Annotated in this window: 20 protein-coding genes, 2 tRNA genes and 1 riboswitch; of the genes, 7 read left to right on the forward strand and 15 right to left on the reverse strand. The window is 47.5% G+C overall.

Annotated features, from left to right (window positions below; translation table 11 throughout):
- The first annotated feature begins 190 nt into the window (after positions 1 to 190).
- The 4 genes from HP570_RS21555 to HP570_RS21570 are packed head-to-tail and all read left to right on the forward strand — an operon-like array spanning position 191 to position 4,254.
- Entirely contained in the window at positions 191 to 1,765 is a 1,575-nt protein-coding gene (locus tag HP570_RS21555; protein ID WP_173627087.1) for a spore germination protein, read from the forward strand.
- Entirely contained in the window at positions 1,766 to 2,872 is a 1,107-nt protein-coding gene (locus tag HP570_RS21560; RefSeq protein ID WP_173627088.1) for a GerAB/ArcD/ProY family transporter, read from the forward strand.
- Positions 2,865 to 4,097 carry a Ger(x)C family spore germination protein gene (locus HP570_RS21565; RefSeq protein ID WP_173627089.1) on the forward strand — a complete coding sequence of 411 codons (1,233 nt, stop codon included), beginning with the start codon at positions 2,865 to 2,867 and terminating at the stop codon, positions 4,095 to 4,097. The genes HP570_RS21560 and HP570_RS21565 overlap by 8 nt, the downstream gene beginning before the upstream one ends.
- 4 nt (positions 4,098 to 4,101) lie before the next feature.
- A complete protein-coding gene (locus tag HP570_RS21570) occupies positions 4,102 to 4,254 on the forward strand; it encodes a hypothetical protein (protein WP_016743138.1) in 153 nt (50 codons plus the stop codon).
- Between the two features lie 43 nt (positions 4,255 to 4,297).
- Here HP570_RS21570 and HP570_RS21575 read toward each other — a convergent pair whose 3' ends face one another.
- The 5 genes from HP570_RS21575 to HP570_RS21595 all read right to left on the reverse strand — a co-directional run bounded on the left by HP570_RS21575 (position 4,298) and on the right by HP570_RS21595 (position 7,749).
- Positions 4,298 to 6,169 carry a hypothetical protein gene (locus tag HP570_RS21575; RefSeq protein ID WP_173627090.1) on the reverse strand — a complete coding sequence of 624 codons (1,872 nt, stop codon included), beginning with the start codon at positions 6,167 to 6,169 and terminating at the stop codon, positions 4,298 to 4,300.
- A gap of 80 nt (positions 6,170 to 6,249) precedes the next feature.
- On the reverse strand, positions 6,250 to 6,774 hold the full coding sequence (locus tag HP570_RS21580) for a type 1 glutamine amidotransferase domain-containing protein (RefSeq protein ID WP_064201036.1): 525 nt from the start codon (positions 6,772 to 6,774) through the stop codon (positions 6,250 to 6,252).
- A 175-nt stretch (positions 6,775 to 6,949) separates the two neighbouring features.
- A tRNA-Leu gene (locus HP570_RS21585) sits at positions 6,950 to 7,032 on the reverse strand.
- A 17-nt stretch (positions 7,033 to 7,049) separates the two neighbouring features.
- Positions 7,050 to 7,126, reverse strand: a tRNA-Pro gene (locus HP570_RS21590).
- Positions 7,127 to 7,260: 134 nt separating this feature from the next.
- Complete coding sequence (locus tag HP570_RS21595; protein WP_041749571.1) at positions 7,261 to 7,749, reverse strand: hypothetical protein; 489 nt, start codon at positions 7,747 to 7,749, stop codon at positions 7,261 to 7,263.
- 135 nt (positions 7,750 to 7,884) lie between these two features.
- Between HP570_RS21595 and HP570_RS21600 the strand changes: the two genes are divergently transcribed.
- The 3 genes from HP570_RS21600 to HP570_RS21610 all read left to right on the forward strand — a co-directional run bounded on the left by HP570_RS21600 (position 7,885) and on the right by HP570_RS21610 (position 10,505).
- Positions 7,885 to 8,109, forward strand: coding sequence for a hypothetical protein (locus tag HP570_RS21600; RefSeq protein ID WP_007722024.1), 225 nt, complete (start codon positions 7,885 to 7,887; stop codon positions 8,107 to 8,109).
- A gap of 67 nt (positions 8,110 to 8,176) precedes the next feature.
- Positions 8,177 to 8,629 carry a metallothiol transferase FosB gene (gene fosB / locus HP570_RS21605; protein ID WP_173627091.1) on the forward strand — a complete coding sequence of 151 codons (453 nt, stop codon included), beginning with the start codon at positions 8,177 to 8,179 and terminating at the stop codon, positions 8,627 to 8,629.
- 154 nt (positions 8,630 to 8,783) lie between these two features.
- A complete protein-coding gene (locus HP570_RS21610) occupies positions 8,784 to 10,505 on the forward strand; it encodes a protoglobin domain-containing protein (protein WP_173627092.1) in 1,722 nt (573 codons plus the stop codon).
- Positions 10,506 to 10,510: 5 nt separating this feature from the next.
- Here the strand turns inward: HP570_RS21610 and HP570_RS21615 are convergent, their stop codons facing one another.
- The 10 genes from HP570_RS21615 to HP570_RS21660 all read right to left on the reverse strand — a co-directional run bounded on the left by HP570_RS21615 (position 10,511) and on the right by HP570_RS21660 (position 21,703).
- A complete protein-coding gene (locus tag HP570_RS21615) occupies positions 10,511 to 11,614 on the reverse strand; it encodes a chymotrypsin family serine protease (protein WP_173627093.1) in 1,104 nt (367 codons plus the stop codon).
- A 1,207-nt stretch (positions 11,615 to 12,821) separates the two neighbouring features.
- Complete coding sequence (locus tag HP570_RS21620) at positions 12,822 to 14,132, reverse strand: nucleobase:cation symporter-2 family protein (protein WP_173627094.1); 1,311 nt, start codon at positions 14,130 to 14,132, stop codon at positions 12,822 to 12,824.
- A gap of 32 nt (positions 14,133 to 14,164) precedes the next feature.
- Positions 14,165 to 14,755, reverse strand: coding sequence for a xanthine phosphoribosyltransferase (locus HP570_RS21625; protein WP_015892653.1), 591 nt, complete (start codon positions 14,753 to 14,755; stop codon positions 14,165 to 14,167).
- 230 nt (positions 14,756 to 14,985) lie between these two features.
- A riboswitch (purine riboswitch) is annotated at positions 14,986 to 15,087 on the reverse strand.
- 132 nt (positions 15,088 to 15,219) lie between these two features.
- Entirely contained in the window at positions 15,220 to 16,305 is a 1,086-nt protein-coding gene (gene rsgA / locus HP570_RS21630; RefSeq protein ID WP_173607120.1) for a ribosome small subunit-dependent GTPase A, read from the reverse strand.
- Between the two features lie 243 nt (positions 16,306 to 16,548).
- Positions 16,549 to 16,797: a hypothetical protein gene (locus tag HP570_RS21635; RefSeq protein WP_064201031.1), complete on the reverse strand. Its 249-nt coding sequence runs from the start codon at positions 16,795 to 16,797 to the stop codon at positions 16,549 to 16,551.
- Between the two features lie 97 nt (positions 16,798 to 16,894).
- Positions 16,895 to 17,116 (reverse strand): WYL domain-containing protein, encoded by a 222-nt coding sequence (locus tag HP570_RS21640; RefSeq protein ID WP_015892656.1) that lies wholly within the window; start codon positions 17,114 to 17,116, stop codon positions 16,895 to 16,897.
- Positions 17,117 to 17,285: 169 nt separating this feature from the next.
- The gene (locus HP570_RS21645; RefSeq protein WP_173627095.1) at positions 17,286 to 18,527 is read right to left on the reverse strand and encodes an MFS transporter; all 1,242 of its coding nucleotides are present in this window, start codon (positions 18,525 to 18,527) and stop codon (positions 17,286 to 17,288) included.
- A 265-nt stretch (positions 18,528 to 18,792) separates the two neighbouring features.
- Positions 18,793 to 19,416 (reverse strand): YcnI family copper-binding membrane protein, encoded by a 624-nt coding sequence (locus HP570_RS21650; RefSeq protein ID WP_173627096.1) that lies wholly within the window; start codon positions 19,414 to 19,416, stop codon positions 18,793 to 18,795.
- A 14-nt stretch (positions 19,417 to 19,430) separates the two neighbouring features.
- Complete coding sequence (locus tag HP570_RS21655; RefSeq protein WP_173627097.1) at positions 19,431 to 20,717, reverse strand: copper resistance CopC/CopD family protein; 1,287 nt, start codon at positions 20,715 to 20,717, stop codon at positions 19,431 to 19,433.
- 152 nt (positions 20,718 to 20,869) lie between these two features.
- Positions 20,870 to 21,703: an alpha/beta fold hydrolase gene (locus tag HP570_RS21660; protein ID WP_173627098.1), complete on the reverse strand. Its 834-nt coding sequence runs from the start codon at positions 21,701 to 21,703 to the stop codon at positions 20,870 to 20,872.
- Positions 21,704 to 21,724 lie beyond the last annotated feature (21 nt).

Genomic DNA, 21,724 nt, shown 5'->3' on the forward strand with positions numbered 1-21,724 from the left:
ATACCTGTTCATGAACTTCCTTTTTACTTCACTCTATTCTACCATGCCGAATGTATCACAGGTCACAAATGAGTTCAATTCAAAACTATGAAAGATTTAGCATTCGCCTATTCTTCCGCATAATTTTCCTCTCATCTGGAAAAAATCGCACTAACATGATATTCGCAATCTGAACGGGAGGAAACTTCAAATGATGCGCAGATTTTTGTCACAGCGTCGCAAAAAGAAAACTCCCTCTCTTATCACACAGCGCTTGCAGCAGCGAGATGATCCTGCGCTTGTACTAACGACCAGTTTGCAGCAAAACATGGAGACGTTTAAGACCGTGCTGGGCAGCCCACACGATTTATTACTTCGTTCCTTTACGATCGGCAACACCAATCATTCCTGTGCCGTGATTGCGATTGATGGATTGGCGAACTGCGATATGCTGGATACGCAAGTTCTCAGACAAATCCAGTTGATGATCTCAACTGCTTCCAAAGTAGTACCGACTGAACCAGACGAGATTGTCCGGATGCTTTATGAGGAAGTCCTTACTGTCGTTGAAATATCGAAAGCAACGGATTTGACAAAAGTACTCGAAGGCGTTCTTTCCGGGGATACAGCCATTTTTGTAGATGGAGCGACCGAAGTCATTATTGTCGACAGCAAGGGATGGAAAACTCGTGCCATAGAGGAGCCGGTCTCCGAAGGATTGGTGCGTGGTCCGCGGGATGGCTTTACGGAGAGTATCCGGGACAACACCGTTCATATACGCAGACGTATCAAAGACCCGAACTTGCGCTTTGAAGGGTCGATCATAGGCAGACGCAGCCGAACAGATGTGATCATCGCCTACATTGAAAACATCGTTGATCCAGAACTACTGAATGAAGTGAGACGGCGAATCTCTACGATCGATGTGGACGAGATAGAAGAGTCCGGTTTTATCGAGCAATGGATTGAAGATGATTTTTTATCGCCTTTTCCGCAGATTCATAACACGGAGCGTCCCGATAAAGTGAGTGGAGCGTTGTTTCAAGGTCGCATTGCGATATTGGTGGACGGGACTCCGATGGTGCTCATTTTGCCTGTGACGATTGGCTTGCTCCTGCATTCACCAGAGGATTACTACGAACGTTGGATTGTCGGTTCATTGGCTAGGCTGTTGCGGTATTTGGCAGCATTTCTGGCCGTCTATTCGCCCGCTTTCTATATCGCTCTCGTCACCTTCCACCCTGGCTTGATTCCGTCTGATCTCGCCTTCTCGATCGCGGCCACACGTGATGGGGTTCCGTTTCCGGCATTCGTAGAAGCGATCATGATGGTGACGACGATGGAGCTGCTGCAGGAAGCCGGAATACGCTTGCCGAAGCCGATCGGCCAGACTATCGGGATTGTCGGCGGTCTTGTCATCGGTGACGCAGCGGTTTCTGCGGGCATCGTCAGTCCTGTCATGGTCATCGTCGTCGCCCTCACTGCCATCGCTTCTTTTGCCATCCCTTCTTATCACCTTGCCATCGCCTTTCGGATGATTCGTTTTTTCGCCATGTTTATGGCGGCCATTTTTGGTATTTATGGTGTGGTGCTTAGCTTTATTGCCATCATGATTCATTTATCCAATCTGACCAGCATCGGGTACCCTTATTTGGCGCCTCTTGCTCCACATATGCCAAGGGATTGGAAGGATATGATTTTGCGCGCACCTGTTACCTTCTTGAAAACCCGACCAGATGCCCTTCACACGAAAGATGAAAACAGAATGAGTACAGGAGGGTCGTAAGTGAGTGCAGAAACCTTGGCGGAGAAGTTGATCAGCAAAAATCATATGGGGATTAACATTGCCTCAGTCACAATCGGCGTCGGCATCCTGACCTTTCCCCGCTCCTTAGCCAAGGCAACCGGAGCATTCGATGGATGGATTTCCGTCGTGATTAGCGGTCTTTGTGCGTGTCTGGTTGGCTGGCTGCTCGCCAAGCTCGCTGCTCGGTTTCCGAGACAAAGCTTTTTTGAATACAGCTCGATGATCGCAAGCAAACCGATCGCCTACATCTTGACCTTTCTCGTCTGTATTTACACGATGCTATTTGTCTCGTTTGAAATCAGGGCAATCGGAAACATCGCTAAGCAGTACCTGTTCTACAATACCCCGGTGGAAATGATCACGCTCTCTTTTCTCTTGATCGTTCAATATTCCGTGATTGGATCACGTATTGCCATGCTGCGGCTCAACTTGCTGTTTTTGCCTGTGGTTCTTGTCGTCATGTTCGTCGTCCTGCTGTTTACTACCCAGTTGTTTGACATCCAAAATGTTCGTCCCTTCTTTTCATCAGACTGGCGCTCACTCTTGGAAGGCTCCAGAGTAGTCGGATTGTCTTATTCCGGCTTTGAGATTATCCTTTTTTACACCATGCTGATGAAAAAGCCTCAGGAAGGGGCAAAGGCCGTGACGTTAGGTCTCTCGATCCCCATTCTGCTCTACATGACCATCTACATGTTCGCCATCGGAGTATTCTCTGCGGAGGTTGCGACGAACTTGACCTATCCAACCATCGAGTTGGCAAAAGAGGTCGAAATCCCCGGCGGCTTTTTTGAACGGGTGGAGTCCGTTTTCTTCACCATCTGGATCATGACGATCTTCAACACCTGTGCGATGTGGCTCGATATTACCGTGCTCAACTTGTCGTCCATGTTCCACAAGGTACACAAAACGATTTTGGTGCTCATTCTTTCTCCCATGATTTATTTTGTCGCGATGCTCCCACAAAACTTGGTTGATTTCTTCGCGTTTGCAGACAGCATCACTTATTTCGGAATGATCCTCGTCTATTTATGTCCGATTTTACTGCTCCTCATCGCCGTCATACGAGGTGTAAAGGGTCATGAATAGACAGCTCACTGCTTTCTGCATCTTCCTGCTTCTATCGACTTTGCTGGCTGGATGCTGGGATCAGGTTCAAATTGAGGAACGAGGATTTGTGGTAGGCGTAGCGGTTGATAAACCACGTACAAAAGAAGCCGAGCAGCAAGCCAAACAAGAGGCACCAGACAAACCTCAAGTAAAAGAGCGCTTTCTCGTCACTCATCAATTCGTCGTCCCCGGTGGTTTGATCTCCGGCGGCCAAGGAAAAGGCGGTGGTCAAAACACAGCCAATGAGGCTTACCTCAACCTCATATCCGAGGGGGATTCTCTTTTCGAGATTTCCCGGGAATTGGCTACCCGGACCAGCAGAACTCCGTTTTATCAGCATATGAAGATCCTGATCGTCTCCGAAGACGTTGCCCGTACGAAAAACGGTTTTGCCAGAGCACTCGATTTCTATCTGCGTGATCCAGATTCCAGACGAAGCAGCAAGGTATTTATCTCAAATGGCCCCGCTAAAGAAGTACTGGAAGTCAAACCGAAAACAGAGAAGCTGCCCGCTATTTACGTCAACTCGATTGGAGAAAACGTTAATAAAAATTCCCGCATGCTTCCAGAGGCTCGATTGGGCGATGTCCACGAGGACCTTCTCAGTTCGTACAGTTTTGTGGTTCCGCGTATCAGAGCCGAAGAGCAGGAGGTAAAATTAGCAGGCGCCTCTGTTTTTACCCGTGACAATCAATTGATTGGTTTTCTGGGGGAAGAAGAGACGGAGGGGCTGAATTTTCTCACGGGAAAAGTTAAGGGAGGTATGGTAAAAGGCAAGGTAAAAAACGGTCTTGTCTCGATGAACATCCAAGGGATCAAGCATACCATTGAAGTAGATTTACGTGATCGGCAACACATGAAATTTACAATAACGATCGAATGTGAAGGCACATTGGCTGAGTCTTACGCCACAATGGATTCACTGAATAACACTGCGATGAAAAAGCTTGAACAAGTGTTTGCCGAAGAAATCGAGCGAATGAGTAATGATACCATCAGGAAGGTCCATAAGCAGATGAAAGTGGATGTCATCAAGCTTGGCAACTATCTGAAGCAGAATTATTTTTCGCTATGGAAAAAGATTCGGCAGGATTGGGAATCAGGGCAGCATCTGTATGAAAAAAGCGAAATAAAAGTTCAAGCAAAAGTCTATTTACGCAATATCGGTGCAATCAACCGTACCGAACGTCAAAACAACAGGTGATCCCATGCTCAAATTTTTAGGCGTAGTTCCTCCTTATTTGACCTTCGCAGGGACGATCATGGCGTTTTTGATTCCCTATCTTTTTTTTAAAATCAATAACAAAATTCATGAGTTAGGCGATCCGCCGTGGAAGAAACGGAATAACTCCGGTTCATAAAACACCAAGCCGAAATGTACCATGTTTCGGCTTGGTGTTTCTCTCATTCTGTATCAATTGTGCGCAAATCGATTTTGTCTTTCAAAAATCCGTCAAATGTCTCAACTCGCCTGCAACTGTTTTTGTTCCACTCGAAGTCTCGTAAATTTTTTTCATCACTCACCGTTTTTCTGCTTTTCTTCTTCAAGATTTTAAATCTTTCATGCGCGGCAATCGATTTTTTGACCGACCTTTCCCATTTTCTTTTATAGATGGGACGTGTTTTTTTGACGATCTTTGAATACGCCATTCTTTCCCGTCTATGATTGAGGATGACTCGTATAACGCGGCTTTGCTTTTGGAGCATGGCTTTGCATTCCTTCAGCAGGTCTGGGCTTATATCTTTTGCGTTCATTTTTGTTTCGATGTCTTTCAGATGATCCTTTTCAAGCTGCAAGCTTTTCAAGTCATCATCCTTCATAGAAAAAGATTCCAAATAATTTTCATTTGCATATTTCAGCTCATCGTATTGCTTACCAATCTTTGCATCCCGCAACTCTTTGATAAAACAACTTCTATATTCTTCGTCAACCATTTTGTCCATCACAACAGCGGGAACTAGCTCAAAGTCCTCTGGTTGATCTGCATCCTCCATGGCTTCAAACTCGAGAAAATCTTGTCTGTTTTTCTCATACATGATGTCAATCGCTTTTCGAATACCCGCAGACTCTGCCACCAATCCGTCTTGTACACTCCCGTAGTCCGCTACCCTTTCCCTTCCTTTCCATGCTATCGGGTCTTTATTTTTCGCATGATCTGACATCAAGGCTTGATGCATGGAAAAACGAACACCTGTAACGCCCTTCGTATCCTCCAAATCACCGGGCGTATAATCTTTGTCTTCTCCTCGATTGACGGAATACCATAAATGGTATCTCGCCGTATAGTCGCTCTCCGTATAATCTAGATTACCTTCGTCCATATTTTCTGAATATTGATCATAGGACGAATCTCCTGCCGTCGGACGACCAAATTGCCCATTGTTGAGCATCTCTGCCTTGGCCTCCCATTTGAACGGTATTCTGACAGGTAGCTGAATTTCCCATGGTTTATCCGCGTCTATTTTTTTCAAGATCCCCAATTTCAAGAGCTGATCCTGGTCTACACTGAAGTTCAATTGATCGTATTTTACTTCTACCGTGTACTCGTACTTTGTTCCAATTCTCGCTTCACGAAGCATTTCCTCGATTGTATTATTGTAGGATTCTTTATTATTTTTTGTATCCTGCGGGGCTACATTCCATTCTTGATCGCCTCCTTGTCCTCTGAGGATCTGATAGCCAACCAAATGACCTCCCTCGTAGCTGGCCAATAACCCGCTAATCGCGCCTTCCCGTATGAAAATCTCTTCTTTTCCAAGATTTCCGATGGCTGTTACCACCTTTAAGCCTTCACGGTCATTTTTAGAGGCACTTTTTGTAATAAGAGCGGTAACAGAATGAGGACGGTCGCATGTATCTCCCAATTCGTTTTTTGTTTTGGCAAATATCTCTGCATTCAAATTTTTTTCCCCGAATACTTCCTTTAACATCCCCCAAAAAGTAGGAAGTCCTTTGTCTGCTTGCACATCCGTAAACTTCCCGTCATCTCCAACGGCTTCTTCAAAATCTTTTTGTTGGTATGCATCTGGATGATCCGCTTTCATTTTATTGAGATTCTCTTGTTTGAGTTTTCTTTGGATGAGTGGCATTCGAGGTTGCTTTTGATTTTGCAGGAGTTGCGTCATTGCCTTGTTTCCTACTTTTTTGGCGAGTTGTAAAACGGGTGGCATGTTTCGGTGGGAATTTTGTGGGGGAAGCACATTGTCAGATAGATTTTTGCTGCTTGGCCTCTGATTTTGATTTTCTTTTGGGAGTAACTCCCGATTATTGAACACCCTATCACCCCCTACTAGGTTAGCGTTTCTTTCATGAAAGGACTTACCCGTCAATCCGAGCAAGCCCTTTTCATCATTTCCTATTGTAGTGCCAGCAAATCAGCAAATGCTTTGGCGTACGCAGGGAGGTCAGGCGGTCTACGGGAACCTACAATGTGACCGTCTACCACGACCTCTTCATCTACCCAAATCGCTCCTGCATTCTCCATATCATCTTTAATGCCTGGCGTCGATGTCGTCGTTACCCCGCGCAAAATTTTTGCGGAGGCAAGCACCCAACCCGCATGGCAAATGTGTCCAATCGGTTTTTTCGCCTCGTGCATCGCAACCACAAACGACAGCACTTCCGGATAGCGGCGCAGCTTGTCAGGTGCCCACCCTCCTGGAACGAGTACGCCTGCATAGTCGGCAGGATTGACCTCTCCCATCGCTTTGTCAGCCTCACATGGTACACCGTACTTCCCTATATAGACGTGATTCGCCTTCGGACCGACGAAATGGACGGTAGCGCCTTCCTCTCGCAGTCTCATCACCGGATACCAGAGCTCGAGATCCTCAAATTCACTTTCGACGAAGCAAACCACTTGTTTTCCTGCAAGTCTCAACGTTCTCGCCTCCATTTCCTTCTATACTACGCTATTGTAGCAGGTACAAAAGGAAAAGACAGCAGGTACATGGATCAAGCATGCTGCCTATCTATCCTCGGTATAATAAAAAAAGTGAGAAACAGGCCTACTCACTGTTCCCCACCTTATAACGAAAACCATATGTATAGATTGCTGGTGCCGGTAGAGGGACTTGAACCCCCACGGTTTCCCTCACGATTTTGAGTCGCGCGCGTCTGCCAATTCCGCCATACCGGCCTATTCAAAAGAAAACATGGTCGGGAAGACAGGATTCGAACCTGCGACCCCTTGGTCCCAAGCCAAGTACTCTACCAAGCTGAGCTACTTCCCGATTGCCAACCATATCGGACCTTCTCTCATTCGACAATTTCCGATAAGTATCGCAACACTTACATACTATACAGGCAAATTGAACCAATAGCAATACCGGATTTTTTTGGAATATAGTCATTTTTTCCTAGTGTTTCATTTCCCTCTCCATGATGCACAGGCTTTTCCACAAGGTATTTGTCGTTTCAAGAAATCCTGCGGTAGATTAAACGGATAGTCCAGCGGATGACGCCCTACAACAATCCAGCGCCCATTCGAAAGCTTTTTCAACTGGTACACACGGAAAAATCGATCGCTTGGATCGAAGGCAAACCATACCACAAGCGTCGCACACCTGCTGCCCGAGGACAGGACCTGTGATTTTACAATTGGTGGAGCCCCTATCGTATCCCCTACCGGGATCGCGAGTCGTCCGTTTATTCGCCGCAAATCAAGATTGCCGATCACTCGATTTGCCAGACAAGGGGTCATGAATTTTTGCAGGAAACGGCGAATTTTCACCTTGGAATTGAACCGTTTTGGCAAAATGATTCCGCGATCCCCCACTCGCTTATGCGCTGAAAAGATAATCGTAAAGAATGCTTGCTCTGCCAATCGAATGACCTGCACCCATTGCTTTTTCATCTGACGTCCCTCCCCCTGTCAGATTATGCATCACGGGAAGAAAATGGTTGGACGCTTACCTATATACATAAACCGTTGCGTGCAGGGCAAATTAATACGGTGTTCTGATCACCCAAAACCGCAGGAGGTATAGCAATGCCTAGCCAAATTAACACGGACTCGCTTAAAAAAGCAGAGGTAGCCACCACGCTGGCAAAAAATATGATTACGCAAGCAATCGAGCAATCTGCTGCCAATCCACAGCTCGCCGAAGAAGCCTTGAAGCAAGCGTCTCAGGAAATTGCCCAAGCGCAAACAATGGTGTCCCAGGTCCAATCCACGCTGCAAACCCAAGCGCAAGCTCAACAAAGTCAATCCTAACCAAATGGCAGGCAGACCCGGATTAGACTGGTGGTTTGCCTGTTTTCCCCATACAATAGCAATTGAGATGATTGCTAAAAAGGTGGGGGAAATATTGCCGCAACTTCAAGGATTGAATCATTTGCTTTTCTCTGTCTCAGATCTGGAGAAATCTTTTTGTTTTTACCGGGATGTCCTGCACGCCAAACCACTAGTACGAGGTCGCAAGCTGGCTTACTTTGACTTAAATGGCTACTGGTTGGCACTGAATGAGGAACCCGACATCCCACGCAATGAAATTGCTCACTCCTATACACACATGGCCTTCACTATTACAGAAGAGTCATTTGATGAGTGGTATGCTCACTTGGAAAAGCATGGCGTGACCATTTTGCATGGACGGGATCGCTCAGAGCGGGATAAGCGCTCCATTTATTTCACCGACCCTGATGGGCATAAGTTCGAATTACATACAGGCACTCTCCAGGACCGTCTCGCTTACTACCGGGACGAAAAGCATCACATGACCTTTTTTGAATAATCGATGACATTGACCATTTCTTAATATACTTTTCACAAAATCACAATAGTTCTAAAGATTCAACTCCATACGTGAATGCTATAATCGATAAAACACTTATGGCCTATTCCCTTATGAATAGGCCCGTTTTTCGTAAACATTATGGAGGGATTTTATGTTTGGTAAGCGTGGCGCCCAAACCGTTACTGCCTCAATTCAAAAAAGCGATGTCCAAATGTCCGATCAGCTAACGGGGAAAATTCATTTTTTGCAAATGAATCAAACAGACCTTGATCGGCTGAAACAAATTGAACCACTCCTAACAGAACACCTAGAGGCCATTACAGAGCGTCATTACCACATGCTTCGCCAATACTCCCATCTTATGCAGATCGTCGAAACGCATACGACGGTTGATGGATTGGCCGTATCCTTTCGTCACTATTTGCAATCGCTTCCACACGCCAAGCTAGACGATGCCTATGTAGCCGGGCGCAAGAAAATCGGAGAGGTCCATAGCAAAATTGGACTTGCGCCAGAATGGTATACGGGCTCTTACTTGCGGGTCTATGAATATTTGATTCCCGCTATCGTCAATACCTATTCGAAACGTCCCCAGGAATTATCTTCTGTCCTGTTGGCGCTCATGAAGATCATCACGCTTGATTCGCAAATCGTCCTCCAATCGTATCAGGAGGACAATGATTACAAAGTCATTGATCGCCTGGGCGAAGTTCTGGAATTGGTGATTCAGATCGATAAATTCAAGCATGTGCTGGACACGCTTGAGGATACAACTGAGGAAGCTGGCAATGTGGGGTCTGCTGCTGAGCAGCTAAGCGAATCTGTGCAAAAAGTGGCTCAATCTGCCGTCTCTGTCGCAGAGAGTGCTTCCACGACAATCGAGCAAGCAACAATGGGCAAGGATATTATCCAAGATTCATTAACCAGCTTTCTTTCCATGGCAGATGAATTCCAAGAGATGCAAGCAAAAACCTCGCAATTAATGACATCCATTGCAGAAGTTTCTCAGGTCGTCCAAGTCATCCGCAATATTGCCGATCAAACCAATCTTCTTGCATTGAATGCGTCGATTGAGGCAGCGCGTGCCAACGAACACGGGAGAGGCTTTGCTATCGTGGCAGATGAAGTACGAAAGCTCGCCGAGCAGACCAAGCAATCCGTTCAAAGCATTACTGCCACAATCAACAATGTTCAGAATGAAGCTGTCCAGGTAAAAGAAACGGCCACTCTCATGAGCGACCATTTTAACGATAAAGTGATTCAGACACGCGATGCCATTGGGATATTAGGAGATATTGTGCAAAATATTGAGACTGTCGGGCATTCCACCGGACACATCGCCGCATTGGCACAAGAGCAGTCTGCTGCCACAGATGACATTTCAATGCGCATATCGCAAGTCCTGACGAATATGGAGCAGGTCTCTTCGCACGTCTCGAATGTGGGTAAAAACGTCTATAATGTTGGGGCTGGCATTAACAGCCTACACAAGCTGAGCATCACACAAACGAGCCACTTTAAGACCAAGCATTACTTGCGAATCGTCAAAACCGACCATCTCTTATGGAAATGGTGGCTGTACAACTTCATGCTTGGGTATCACCACATTGATGAAAAAGAACTCGTGGACCATCATCAATGCCGCTTGGGGATTTGGTATGACGAGGCCCTGAACAATCCATCCTTGAGCACCTTGCCCTCTTTCAAGCAATTAGAAGCGCCTCATCGCCAGTTCCACGAAACGGTTCGGCGGATTTACCACCTCGTCAAGCAAGGAAAACTAGAGGAAGCAGAAGCTACGTTTGATACGCTAGAAGATATCTCACAACGCATTCTCAGCGTACTGGATCAGCTCGCAAAAGAAGTATCCTAATGCTATTATCTACTTTTCTTTCGCTTGCCCGGCTGCCTTTTGGAGGCAGCTTTTTTTGTTTGGACACGATTTAACTCTGCGGGAGATAGCGGTCTAGTACGTGTGTTGGTTCGCCCGACCCTTTTTGCTTTGGCAACTGACCTGCCTGCTCTCTCTGTTGCTCTTGCTATCCCCACGCCAAACGCTTGCAATGCCCAGACAACCGGATACGAAATGGAGAGCCTCCCATTGGCTGAACCAGCAAAATTCACAGCTGCCGCGTAATTGCTCGCAGTCAGCCAAACAGAGCCGGAATCTCCCGGCAAGGAGATGGGAACCGTACTTCTGATGACTGTCTGGTTCTGAAAACGAATGGTCCCCAGTCCTCCGTAGTTCCCGTAACTGACATCAATATCGGTGTGAATCGATTCGACCGTTCCCCATGCCAGCCCCGATGAACGGCCCACCTTTTTCAATCTGCGCCCGATACCATACGAGCGAATCACACCTGGTACTCTGCCCACGGTTGCATAACGAGGGGCAAGGAGTCGATTGGAAGTAGGGATGCTAAGCGCTGCATCCATTCGATTACCTGCATTTCTCCGAAGTCGAACATACCGATACAGGCGTCCGATTCGATCTCTTCCCGAACGGCCACCGTCGGCTCCACCTGGCTGGATGGTCTCGGTATAGCCGCTCGTATTGTTACGATTCAAGACGTGATTGTTGCTCAACACGAACCGTTGGCCTCCTCGGGCAACGATTAACCCAGCCGTTCCGGATGCCCCTTGGTAACCGATGCTATATCCAGCGATCACAGGTCTGATTCTACTGCGATAATTCGTTGCAGAAGGACGTACAGCAGGATGACAATGGCACCGTCCAGAGGTTACGGTGCGAACAGGAACGGATACATGGGCTGTCGCCACTTGTCTTTTGACAAGGACGCAACTCGGGCAGCTCTTCTTCACGGCGGCACTTGCATTGACGGTATACATCACAATACAGGCGCCGCCTTTTTTGTTTTTACCGTTTGCGTAGCCAATCCCGATGCCAATTACGCCCGGCATCCGCTTCCACCTTTTGACCAAATGCTTCTTGGCCAGGAGCGCTTCCTGAAAGGTTGCCATGGCACCCCTTCCTTTCTGGAGGTAAGTTTGTTTTACATGGTCATCGTATGTAAAACTTGGCCAGCACTGTTGGACGCTTGTCATTGCGGGGAAGCCTTTTTTGCGTATTTGAAAAAGCACGTTATTCCAGCTGTAGTGCTGGGAGGAAACAGGAGAAAACGCTCAGATTCTAGGGCCACCCGCTGTGGAATTGACTGCCCGGCTCCATGAAAAAAAGCGAAACCCGCGTCCAAAGTGGTCCATTCAGGGGGTGTCTCAGAGGTGGACGCTAAGGGCTTGTTTCTCTTTTTTTCATTGCGCCTCGGTCGGCGTCCCTAAGATCTTCGCTTTTTTCTCCTGTTTCCTCTACGAGCTTTCCGTGTTTACCGATCTTTTCACGACTTAAAAGATTGAAGAATGTGATCAGTTACGACAGAGAAGAATATTTCCAGACGTAGCGACTTGTGGAGTCCTACTTAGCGGAGAAGGGATTCGCGGGCAACAGAAACGCAACCGTGCCCGTGCTACGTAGCGACTACCACTTTTGCGTTTCCCCGCGAATCCCTTCGGAGCGGACAGTCCCAACCCTCAGCGGGACGGAGCACTGAGCTTAGACTGGGAATATTCTTCTCCCCACCGCAGCTGCATATTTAGAGAGCTTGAGTTGTTGCTGTAGTGCCGGGGAGGAAACAGGAGAAAACGCTCAGATTCTAGGGCCACCCGCTGGGGGATTGACTGTCCGGCTCCATGAAAAAAAGCGAAACCCGCGTCCAAAGTCGTCCATTCAGGAGGTGTCTCAGAGGTGGACGCTAAGGGCTTGTTTCTCTTTTTTTCATTGCGCCTCGGTCGGCTTCCCTAAGATCTTTGCTTTTTTCTCCTGTTTCCTCTACGAGCTTTTCGTGTTTACCGATCTTTTCACGACTTAAAAGATTGAAGAATGTAAGAAGTTACGACAGAGAAGAATATTTCCAGACGTAGCGACTTGTGGAGTCCTACCGAGCGGAGAAGGGATTCGCGGGCAAAAGAAACGCAACCGTGTCCGTGCTACGAAGCGGCTACCACTTTTGCGTTTCCCCGCGAATCCCTTCGGAGCGGACAGTCTCACCCCCCCAGCGGGACGGAGCCTGGAGCCTAGACTGGAAATATTCTTCTCCCCACCGCAGCCACGATAAAAGAAAACCGCCACCTCCTGTCTAACCAGGAAACGACGGTTCATTATCTGATGATGTTAAGACGCTTCCGAAACAGTTACATTTGTTGGAGCAGTCTGAGATGCTTTTTTATTCGTATGAACAAGCAAGATATTCAAGATGACTGCCGTCAAGGAACCTGTCACGATACCATTTTGCAGCATCATTTTTGCCAACGTAGGCAGTTGATCGAACATCGTCGGAACCGCAGCAGAGCCTAGTCCAACAGCGATACTGCAAGCAGCGATCAGCAGATTTTCGTTTTTGCTCAGGTCAACCTGGGATAGAATATTGATACCTGATGCAACAACCATCCCGAACATAGCGATCATGGCCCCACCCAATACCGCGTTAGGAATGACCGTTGTCAAAGCAGCCAGCTTTGGCAGTAATCCGAGAACGACCAGGATTCCACCGGCACCAATCATCACATCGCGCGATTTAATGCCAGTCAAGGAAACCAGACCGACGTTTTGCGAAAAAGCCGTGTAAGGGAATGCGTTGAAAATGCCACCCAGTACGATTGCGACACCTTCTCCGCGCAATCCTTTGACAACATCATGATCCGTCACTTTTGTATTGGTCACTTTACCGAGTGCAAAGTAAACACCAGTGGACTCAGCCATACTGATGATATTGACGAGAATCATGGTAACAATGGCAACAATACTGAACTGTGGTGTACCGAAGTAAAACGGTTCAACCACGCTAAACCAAGAGGCTTCCGCAACATTCGCGAAGCTGACCATCCCCATCGTGTAAGCGACAGCCGTACCGACAATCAAGCCGAGCAGAACAGAAATCGCACGAATAAATCCGGTAAAGAAACGATTAATAAGCAAAATGATAACCAACGTTCCTAAAGCCAAAAGCAAATTGTGCGGTTGTCCAAAGTCCGGCATGCCTTGTCCGCCAGCCGCGTTGTTCATCGCAACGGGAATGAGCGACAGTCCAATGATCGTAACAACTGAACCTTGTACCACGGTTGGGAAAAAGCGCAGCAGCTTGCCAAACAGTGGAGCTGCCAAGACAACGAATATACCCGATATGATGATGGCACCGTAAGCGGTCGCTAGATTACTCGTAGACGCAATCGCAATGATCGGTCCTACTGCTGTGAACGTACAGCCTAGCACAACAGGAAGGCGAATCCCCGTATAACGTGTACCAAGAACTTGCAAGAGCGTCGCGATTCCGCATGTGAAAAGGTCAGCAGCAATCAAATAAGCGATTTGCATAGGAGTCAGATTCAAAGCACCACCGATAATCAACGGTACGACGACGGCTCCTGCATACATGGCAAGAATGTGCTGTAAGCCCAAAGTAACAATTTTATGTTTGGCTAGCATGAGTGAACCCTTACCTCCTATTGATTTTTTGATTATACGCGAGCAGGCTCTTCTTCAATAAAATGAATGCCTTCTGGTGACATCGATTCAATACGTGCCAATGATTCGATTCGTACGCCAGCTTGCTCCAAGAGACCGCGGCCCTCCTGGAAGCTTTTTTCAATAACAGCGCCCACTCCAACGAGATGAGCACCGGCATCTTTGACAATATTCGTAAGCCCTACCAGAGCAGCTCCCGTAGCCAAGAAGTCATCGACAATCAATACGCGGTCTTCTTTGGACAAATACTGACGGGAAACACTGATTTGGTACGTTTCCTGACGGGTAAAGGAATGAACAGGAGCAGAATATACTTCCTCTGTCAGCGTGACAGCTTTTTTCTTTTTCGCATAGATAAAGGGAACACCCAAAGCAAAGGAAGTTGCCATAGCAAAATGAATTCCACTTGCCTCAATCGTCACGACTTTTGTAATGTTTTCACCAGCGAACAACTCGGCAAAGCGTTGCCCGATCTTCATCGTCAATTGCGGATCTACCTGGTGGTTCAAAAACGCATCCACCTTCAAAACGGATGCCGACAGTACCTTGCCATCCTGTACGATGCGCTCTTGTAATTCTTTCATCAGTTCTTCCTCCTCAGATATCGTTCCGGCCATTTTTACTTGCGGCCTGCTGAAATATAGAAAGCCCAGAGTGGACAGTGTCACAAGCGGGCTACGTAACGAACCAACGCCAAGTGAAACTGTCCCTCTGGGCTTTTATCCCTTAGGTGTGACACATCATTCGTGCCTGCGCCGCTCGGACCAGCTTTCTTTCAACCCTATGATTGAAATAGGAAAGAAAGAGACGGAACCCTAGACGCACTTTCACTCGTAGTCAGGTGATTTACGGTCACCTGGTAGAAACGGTTGGGCCTTATTCCCAAAATTATACGAGCTACCTATCTTTTTCGAAGTGTAACAACGAGTATTGACCAAATCTATCATAACTCTCGCGTTGGTAGCAAGCGTTAATTTTTGAAAGAAAAAGGAAGCGCTTACTTGCCCGATTAAAGGAAAGAGCCCTGATTTCTCAAGGGCTCACGTACTTATCTCTTTGGTTTTTTCTCCCGCATTTGAACGTTGAGCTTCTTCCATTTATCCCTTTCAGCAGCAGCAAGCCTTGCGTCTTCTTTGCGTGCCAGATGTGCCAATTCGCGTTGGAGCTTTAGGTAACTGTCAAAGCGTGCCTTTTCCAATGACCCATCATTGATAGCAGCTTGAACAGCACAGCCGGGCTCGCGCATATGCTTGCAGTCATTGAAACGGCATGTTTCCGCAATGGACTCGATATCGTCAAAGGCACCGCGGAAGCCCTCATCTGCCTCCCAGAGCTGAAGTTCCCTCATACCCGGTGTATCGATCATGAGAGCACCACTCGGCAATCGGAACAGTTCGCGATGAGTCGTCGTATGGCGGCCACGGTCATCACCTTCACGCACGCCACTGACTTTTTGCATCTCCGCTCCGCTCAATTTATTGATCAACGTGGATTTGCCAACACCAGAGGAACCCATCAAGGCAATCGTCTGGCCCTCGCCCAAATACGGTGCGAGCTGATCCAGTCCTTCTCCCTGCTCAGCACTGACTACGTGAACAGGTACTCCGATCGCGATTGATTCTATCTCTGTCATACATGCATCCAGATCGTCACACAAATCTGCTTTGGATAGCACAATCACCGGATTGGCTCCACTTTCCCACGCAAGAATGAGATAGCGTTCAATCCTGCGCAGATTTAAATCATTGTTTAAGGAATTCACAAGGAAAACCGTATCGACGTTCGCAGCCACAATCTGCTCTTCCACTGTATCCCCAGCTACCTTGCGGGAAAACTTGCTCTTACGTGGAAGAAGTCCGTGGATCGAGGCTTTCTTTTCCTCTGGGCGGGCACTGATCACTACCCAGTCCCCGACAGCCGGAAAATCTTCTCGTCCGGTTGCCTCATAACGAAGCTTACCTGTTACCTCGCCTAGGAGCTCGCCATGCTCACTCCACAGACGATAAATACGTTTATGTTCAAGTGTGATACGTCCCACACTGAAGCCTTGCTCAGCATAAGGGGTAAAATGATTAGCAAAATACTCATTCCAGCCCATAGATTGCAATACTTGTTGATTGGTTGTTTGATTCACTGCGGATTCCCCCTGCAATTGGTTAGATATATGGCTATCAGCCAGAACCAGTCACAGTCGAATCCTCATTTGGTGAACGATATTACTGTTCGCTTGAAAGGAGGATTCCCGTGACCCCGACTACGACACTCTGAACAAATTTGATGACTACCATAAAACATCTCTCCTTTAGCAAACCTACCATTCAGGTTTGGAATCATATTTCCCAATTATTGTACCATAATGAAACAAAATGCAACAGCGTCAATCTCCCCCGCCGCCGCCTCCGCTATCTCCGCCACCACCGCTATCGCTTCCGCTGTCATAGCTATCCCAACGATCATTTGAATCATGACTTCGATGATGGTGATTGTGAGAGCTGTCTACATAGAAGGCTCCGCCCCCGCTGTCTGAAGAGGAATGAGAGCGCCCACTTCCGCCTTTTGCAGCTTTGGACGCTAAGACAAACACTACGATCAAGAACATGATGACAATGACAATGAAGAACTCCATTGTTGTCCCCGCCCTTCCTCTTTTTTGAAGTTGTTTACCTATTTAGTATAACATAGTATGGCTGGAATAGGCTGGGGGCGTGGAGGATGATTCCTTTTCATCCGGCAAAATACCCTGACACAGGTGCGATCGCCAAAATGTTTTCCAACACAAATACACGATACGCCTTCCTCCTATAACAGTATGCTTTCAAGCTCCCTTTGTTCCCATCAATATGAACCACACGAATCGTACGCCTGCTAGCCTCCCCATCCTTCTTCAAATAGATGATCTCCACTGCTTGCTGCCTCGCTGCGTACCTTCTCAACTCCTGAATCATCAGGTTCTCACCACCACAAAATGTGTCTTCTTATTGTTGAAATCATCATATCAAAAGAGAACGTCTGTTCGCAAGTTTTGATTACAAAAACCAACGATTGCCTCAACAAAAAAGCATGCGCCCTAAAAAATGGACACATGCCTTATGCTTGTTACACTTTGTATGTGACTCAGCGCCTTCTAAGCGCACGTCCGAACACAATCAGAATCGGTGCCAACAAGATAGCCGCTGCAACGAGCGAAGCGCGAATCGAAAAACGCGTCCCAATCCATCCGACAGCAGGACCACCTGCCGTTTGTCCCAAAGCATTGGACTGGCCCATCATCGACAAAACCGTCGCTCGCACATTGCTTTCAATGTTTACATTCAGCCACGTATCATACAGCGGGCTGCTCAATGACTGGATCACACCGATCAACAGCAATGCAACTAATGCCCAGCTAAAGCTAGGAGAAAAGGCAAAAGCTATCATCGCTGCAATTTTGAGCCCCGTCAACGTGAACATGCCTACAAGGACAACCCGCTCATTGTTCACATCCAGCCTTTTTTCCACAACGCCTACGACGATGAGGCCGAGCAAGCTTGCGAGTGCGGCAATGATCCCGAACCACATGGGCATCGAAATAGCAGCAAACTCTGGAAAACCAATTTCTGCGATCAAATGCGCTTCCCACAAACGGTCATACCCTTCTGAGGCTGCACCCGTAAATAGCGTCACGAACAAGATCAGCATGAGAATCGGCTGACTGCGAATCACTTTGGCACCCGAAGTCCACGTCTGAATCATTTCCTTCACGTGGGAAGCACCTTGCTCACGTTCACGAGGAATAAATCCGGTCTCCTTCATGAACAGAATCAGAAAGACGCCAAGCCCCAGATACATGAGGCCACCTATGAGGTAAGGCAAATTGGGAGCGAGTGTTGCCAATGCCACACTAAGTGCAATCCCGAGCAGATTCCCAAACAAGGAGTAGCGCTTGGCCTTCATGAAAATCGTACCGATCTTCTCTTCCCCGACCTCATCTACAATCCATGCAGTATCCGCTCCACTGATAAACGTATACCCAAGACCACTGACGACTTGCGAAAACAGCACCAAGCCGAAGACAGAAATCATCGGTATCCAAGTATCAAGCGCGGGAACGATCCCCTGCATCGCAAATCCGATTCCCAGAAAAAACATCCCGAGAATGACGGAGCGACGGCGACTGTACGTATCAGCCACTACTCCTGTTATCCCTTCAAGCACCAACACGGATAACTCCAATACCGTCCCGATCACTAGCAATTCAAACGGGTTAAAGCCCAGTGTCACAATGTAGTAAAGCGCATAGGTCGTGAACATGGTCGTATTAGCCAGGGAAGTCAAAAAACTTTTGATCATATATACTTTTGTCGCATTCATGAACATGGAAGCAGTATCCACCTTTTTTTAGGCAGATGACGCGTTCCGTTTTCACATACTGATCGTACCTCTACTGTGCAAAATGCGTCCGCGTCATGCTGCCGTTCGTATTTTTCCTTCCGTGTACTTGCTTGCTCTGAATAGTGTTTTTAACATGTGATATACACCTCCGAAAGTAATTACAGCTATTATAGAATGTTTTTAATTCCCATACAATGGAAAAAGCCGTGCAGTATGATTGGACACACTGCACAGCTTCATTAGGAAGTACTTACGCTTTTTTTCTAAACAGGCCAACGATGGAGATCAGCAACGCCAAACCAGAAAGTACCAATGGCAAGGTATTGTTGCTGCCTGCACCAGCCGCTTCCCCAGCAGGAGCGGTTGTCGGCTTTTGTACTTGTCCATGCTCATGCCCTGCTTCGCCTACACCAGCCTTAATGGTAGTGACAGACGCTGGCGAGTTGGAATCCTTGTCTCCTGTCCATTCCACAACCTCGCCGTTTGCATAGGTCTGATAAGCCTTCCAAGCCAATTGGCCCTCTTCTTTTGGGTTTGCCCCGACAAACGTGAACTCTTGGAACTCATGCGCCTTGATTCCGCCTGCTGTGGCTGTCCATACAAGCGCTGTGTTCACACCGTCTTTATCTTTTTCGAACTCGTAGGACCAGCCCGGAATCGGTTGTACGGAATTTACCTTCACACCAGCCGGGAATTCCACCTTTACTTTTGTCGTGTTGACGTCTTTTTCTACTGGGACACGCACGGTGTATTTTTCATAGGAGCCTGTAGTAGTCTCTTTCGGATAGACGTTCACATGTGCTTGTGCTGCTGTCGCCAACGTCAAAACTGCACCTGCTACCAGTACACTACTCATCCATTTTTTCATTTTCATCGTATAAATCCTCCCTAGTTTGAATCTGTTTGAATTACGGCTTGATTATTTGTCACCGCAGTTGGGTAGTTGATTTGGCTCATCCAAAGTCCGGCCAGAATAGCGATAATCCCGAATACAATCTCCCAACGCAAGTAAACGGGCTTCAAGGAATTTTTCGTCCGCCAGCGTCTGGTTTGCCTAAAGGCCAGAAGAAGCATGAGGCAGACACTTGCTATTTTTCCGTATAACAGATAACTCCATGCTGTTGCACTCTGGATAATATTCATGACATCCGTCTGCACGATGAGCATGAGAACGCCCGTCACGACGGCAAGCACTGCTGCCACCGCAACTGTCTGCAAAAAGAACTTCTTGAACGACTCCTGTCCTCGTTCAACCGCTTTAACTGTAAGTAACAAGTAGACAAGTGCCCCCATCCACACGGCGACCGTCAAAACATGCAACAGTCTCAGCAAAATCGACAGCCAGACAGGAGCAATGCCCCATGCATGACCCCCAAAAGCTTGCGCGCTGATCAATAGAACCCAAATTCCCACATACCAGCCAGACACCATATTGGGGATCGCAATCAATAACAATAGGGCAAAGGACACCAGCAGCATAATCGCAAATGGAGACTGACTGAGCAAGTTCCCATCCATCTGCCACAGTGCTTGCGTGAGTGATACAGTGGCTAACGATTCGTCATACAGGAACCACAAAAATATAAGTCCGATGATCGCCAAACTCCAGCCGATTTGTCTGCCAATCCCGATGAGCTGGGCAAGCGAAGGCAAACCATGACGCTGTGCTGCCCACGCTACCAGATACAAGCCGCCACCGACGAGAATAATTCCTTGCGCCAAATAGCGGTACATGATCAAGTAGCTTGAATCTGCTTTTTGCTCATTGGGCGGAACCACGACTGCACTTTTTTGTCCTATCGAAAACGTGAGCTTCTCTGAGATCGGATGTCCGTCCTCGGAAACGACCGTCACGATAACCGAATACGTTCCCTCAGCCAAATCGCTCGGCAGATTCGCATTCAACTGCGAGGCATCACCCGGCTGCAATGTCGGCCGCTCCAGTTTTATTTCCTTGCCATTCCAATCAAATAAACGCACGTTAACAAGATCGGGCTCCAAAGTTTCGGTAAACCGCGCAGATATTTGTCCTGGATTCGCCTTCAGTACCTCACCATTTTGTGGGGAGCTGCTCATCAAGCCAGCATGGGCGTAAGCAGTTGTCATACCCGTTGTCAGTACAAGTAAGAAGGCGAGCAAAAACACAACCGTATATTGTCTGATGTTGTATGTCACCCTGTCACCTGCTTCCTTATTTCGTCCTTAATCCTATCAGATTAGTACGAGAATCTATATGGCTCCATCGGGCTATCTGTTGTGGCAAAGTGTTGAAAACAAAAAAAGGCATGAACGGAAATTCTGTCCGATCCGTGCCTTTTCAAACTGTATTAGGATGATTTTACAATGTTTTGTGCGAGAAATTCCAGGACAAGCTTGTTGAATACCTCTGGTTGATCCATCGGTGGGATATGCGCTGAATCAGGCAGGATGACTTTTTTTGCGCCTGTAATCCGCTCACCTAACACATCGGCGATCTGTAAAAAATCAGGATAATCCCGCCCTCCTGCAATAACGAGTGTCGGGGCTTTGATTTCTTCCAAGCGCTCGATTGGTGATGGGGATAAAGTTTCCAATCCAACTCCAAACTCCGGCAGTGAAAAGGCGTGTCTGTTTATTTCTTTAAAGCGGTTACGTGCTTCGCGAGCTTGCTCATTTACCGGCTGTCCAGGACCATCAAACCACATTTGTGTCGTCATTTCCAACGCTTCCTCTGTCGTGCCACGCTGACATACTTGATTGAAGCGCTCTACATCGTAAAGCCTTTGTTCACTTCTTGGGTGACCAAACAAGCCGGATGCAACCAGAATCAAGCTGCTCACCATCTGCGGATAAGCAAGGGCGAACTCCTGCGCGACCATTCCCCCAAACGAAAGCCCAGCCACATGCGCTTTTTCGATACCAAGCCCTTGCAGAACTACTTTCACATCATCGTACAAGGTATAAGGAACGTCAGTCGCCAGTGTTTTACCGAACCCGCGGATATCAAAGCGAACGACCTTATATGTCTGTGCAAATGCTTGAAGCTGGGCATCCCAAAGCCTTGTATCCAGATTGAAGCCGTGGATCAATAAGAGCGGTTCGCCTTCCCCTGCTACTTCATAGTAAATGCGTGCGCCATTTGCTTCGAGAAAGCCGGTTTGTACAGACTGCCTGTTTTCCATTTTTTCTCACCTCCCCCTCAC

This window comes from Brevibacillus sp. RS1.1 (assembly GCF_013284365.1).
Taxonomy (GTDB): domain Bacteria; phylum Bacillota; class Bacilli; order Brevibacillales; family Brevibacillaceae; genus Brevibacillus; species Brevibacillus brevis_D.

What these genes read in the sequence shown, in the direction of transcription:
- HP570_RS21570 (WP_016743138.1), top strand. Translation starts at nt 4,102, where the DNA reads ATGCTCAAATTTTTAGGCGTAGTTCCTCCTTATTTGACCTTCGCAGGG.
- HP570_RS21620 (WP_173627094.1), bottom strand. Translation starts at nt 14,132, where the DNA reads ATGCTAGCCAAACATAAAATTGTTACTTTGGGCTTACAGCACATTCTT.
- HP570_RS21555 (WP_173627087.1), top strand. Translation starts at nt 191, where the DNA reads ATGATGCGCAGATTTTTGTCACAGCGTCGCAAAAAGAAAACTCCCTCT.
- HP570_RS21565 (WP_173627089.1), top strand. Translation starts at nt 2,865, where the DNA reads ATGAATAGACAGCTCACTGCTTTCTGCATCTTCCTGCTTCTATCGACT.
- HP570_RS21635 (WP_064201031.1), bottom strand. Translation starts at nt 16,797, where the DNA reads ATGGAGTTCTTCATTGTCATTGTCATCATGTTCTTGATCGTAGTGTTT.
- HP570_RS21615 (WP_173627093.1), bottom strand. Translation starts at nt 11,614, where the DNA reads ATGGCAACCTTTCAGGAAGCGCTCCTGGCCAAGAAGCATTTGGTCAAA.
- fosB (WP_173627091.1), top strand. Translation starts at nt 8,177, where the DNA reads ATGATTGCTAAAAAGGTGGGGGAAATATTGCCGCAACTTCAAGGATTG.
- HP570_RS21600 (WP_007722024.1), top strand. Translation starts at nt 7,885, where the DNA reads ATGCCTAGCCAAATTAACACGGACTCGCTTAAAAAAGCAGAGGTAGCC.
- HP570_RS21625 (WP_015892653.1), bottom strand. Translation starts at nt 14,755, where the DNA reads ATGAAAGAATTACAAGAGCGCATCGTACAGGATGGCAAGGTACTGTCG.
- HP570_RS21595 (WP_041749571.1), bottom strand. Translation starts at nt 7,749, where the DNA reads ATGAAAAAGCAATGGGTGCAGGTCATTCGATTGGCAGAGCAAGCATTC.
- HP570_RS21660 (WP_173627098.1), bottom strand. Translation starts at nt 21,703, where the DNA reads ATGGAAAACAGGCAGTCTGTACAAACCGGCTTTCTCGAAGCAAATGGC.
- HP570_RS21610 (WP_173627092.1), top strand. Translation starts at nt 8,784, where the DNA reads ATGTTTGGTAAGCGTGGCGCCCAAACCGTTACTGCCTCAATTCAAAAA.
- HP570_RS21650 (WP_173627096.1), bottom strand. Translation starts at nt 19,416, where the DNA reads ATGAAAATGAAAAAATGGATGAGTAGTGTACTGGTAGCAGGTGCAGTT.
- HP570_RS21640 (WP_015892656.1), bottom strand. Translation starts at nt 17,116, where the DNA reads ATGATTCAGGAGTTGAGAAGGTACGCAGCGAGGCAGCAAGCAGTGGAG.
- HP570_RS21645 (WP_173627095.1), bottom strand. Translation starts at nt 18,527, where the DNA reads ATGTTCATGAATGCGACAAAAGTATATATGATCAAAAGTTTTTTGACT.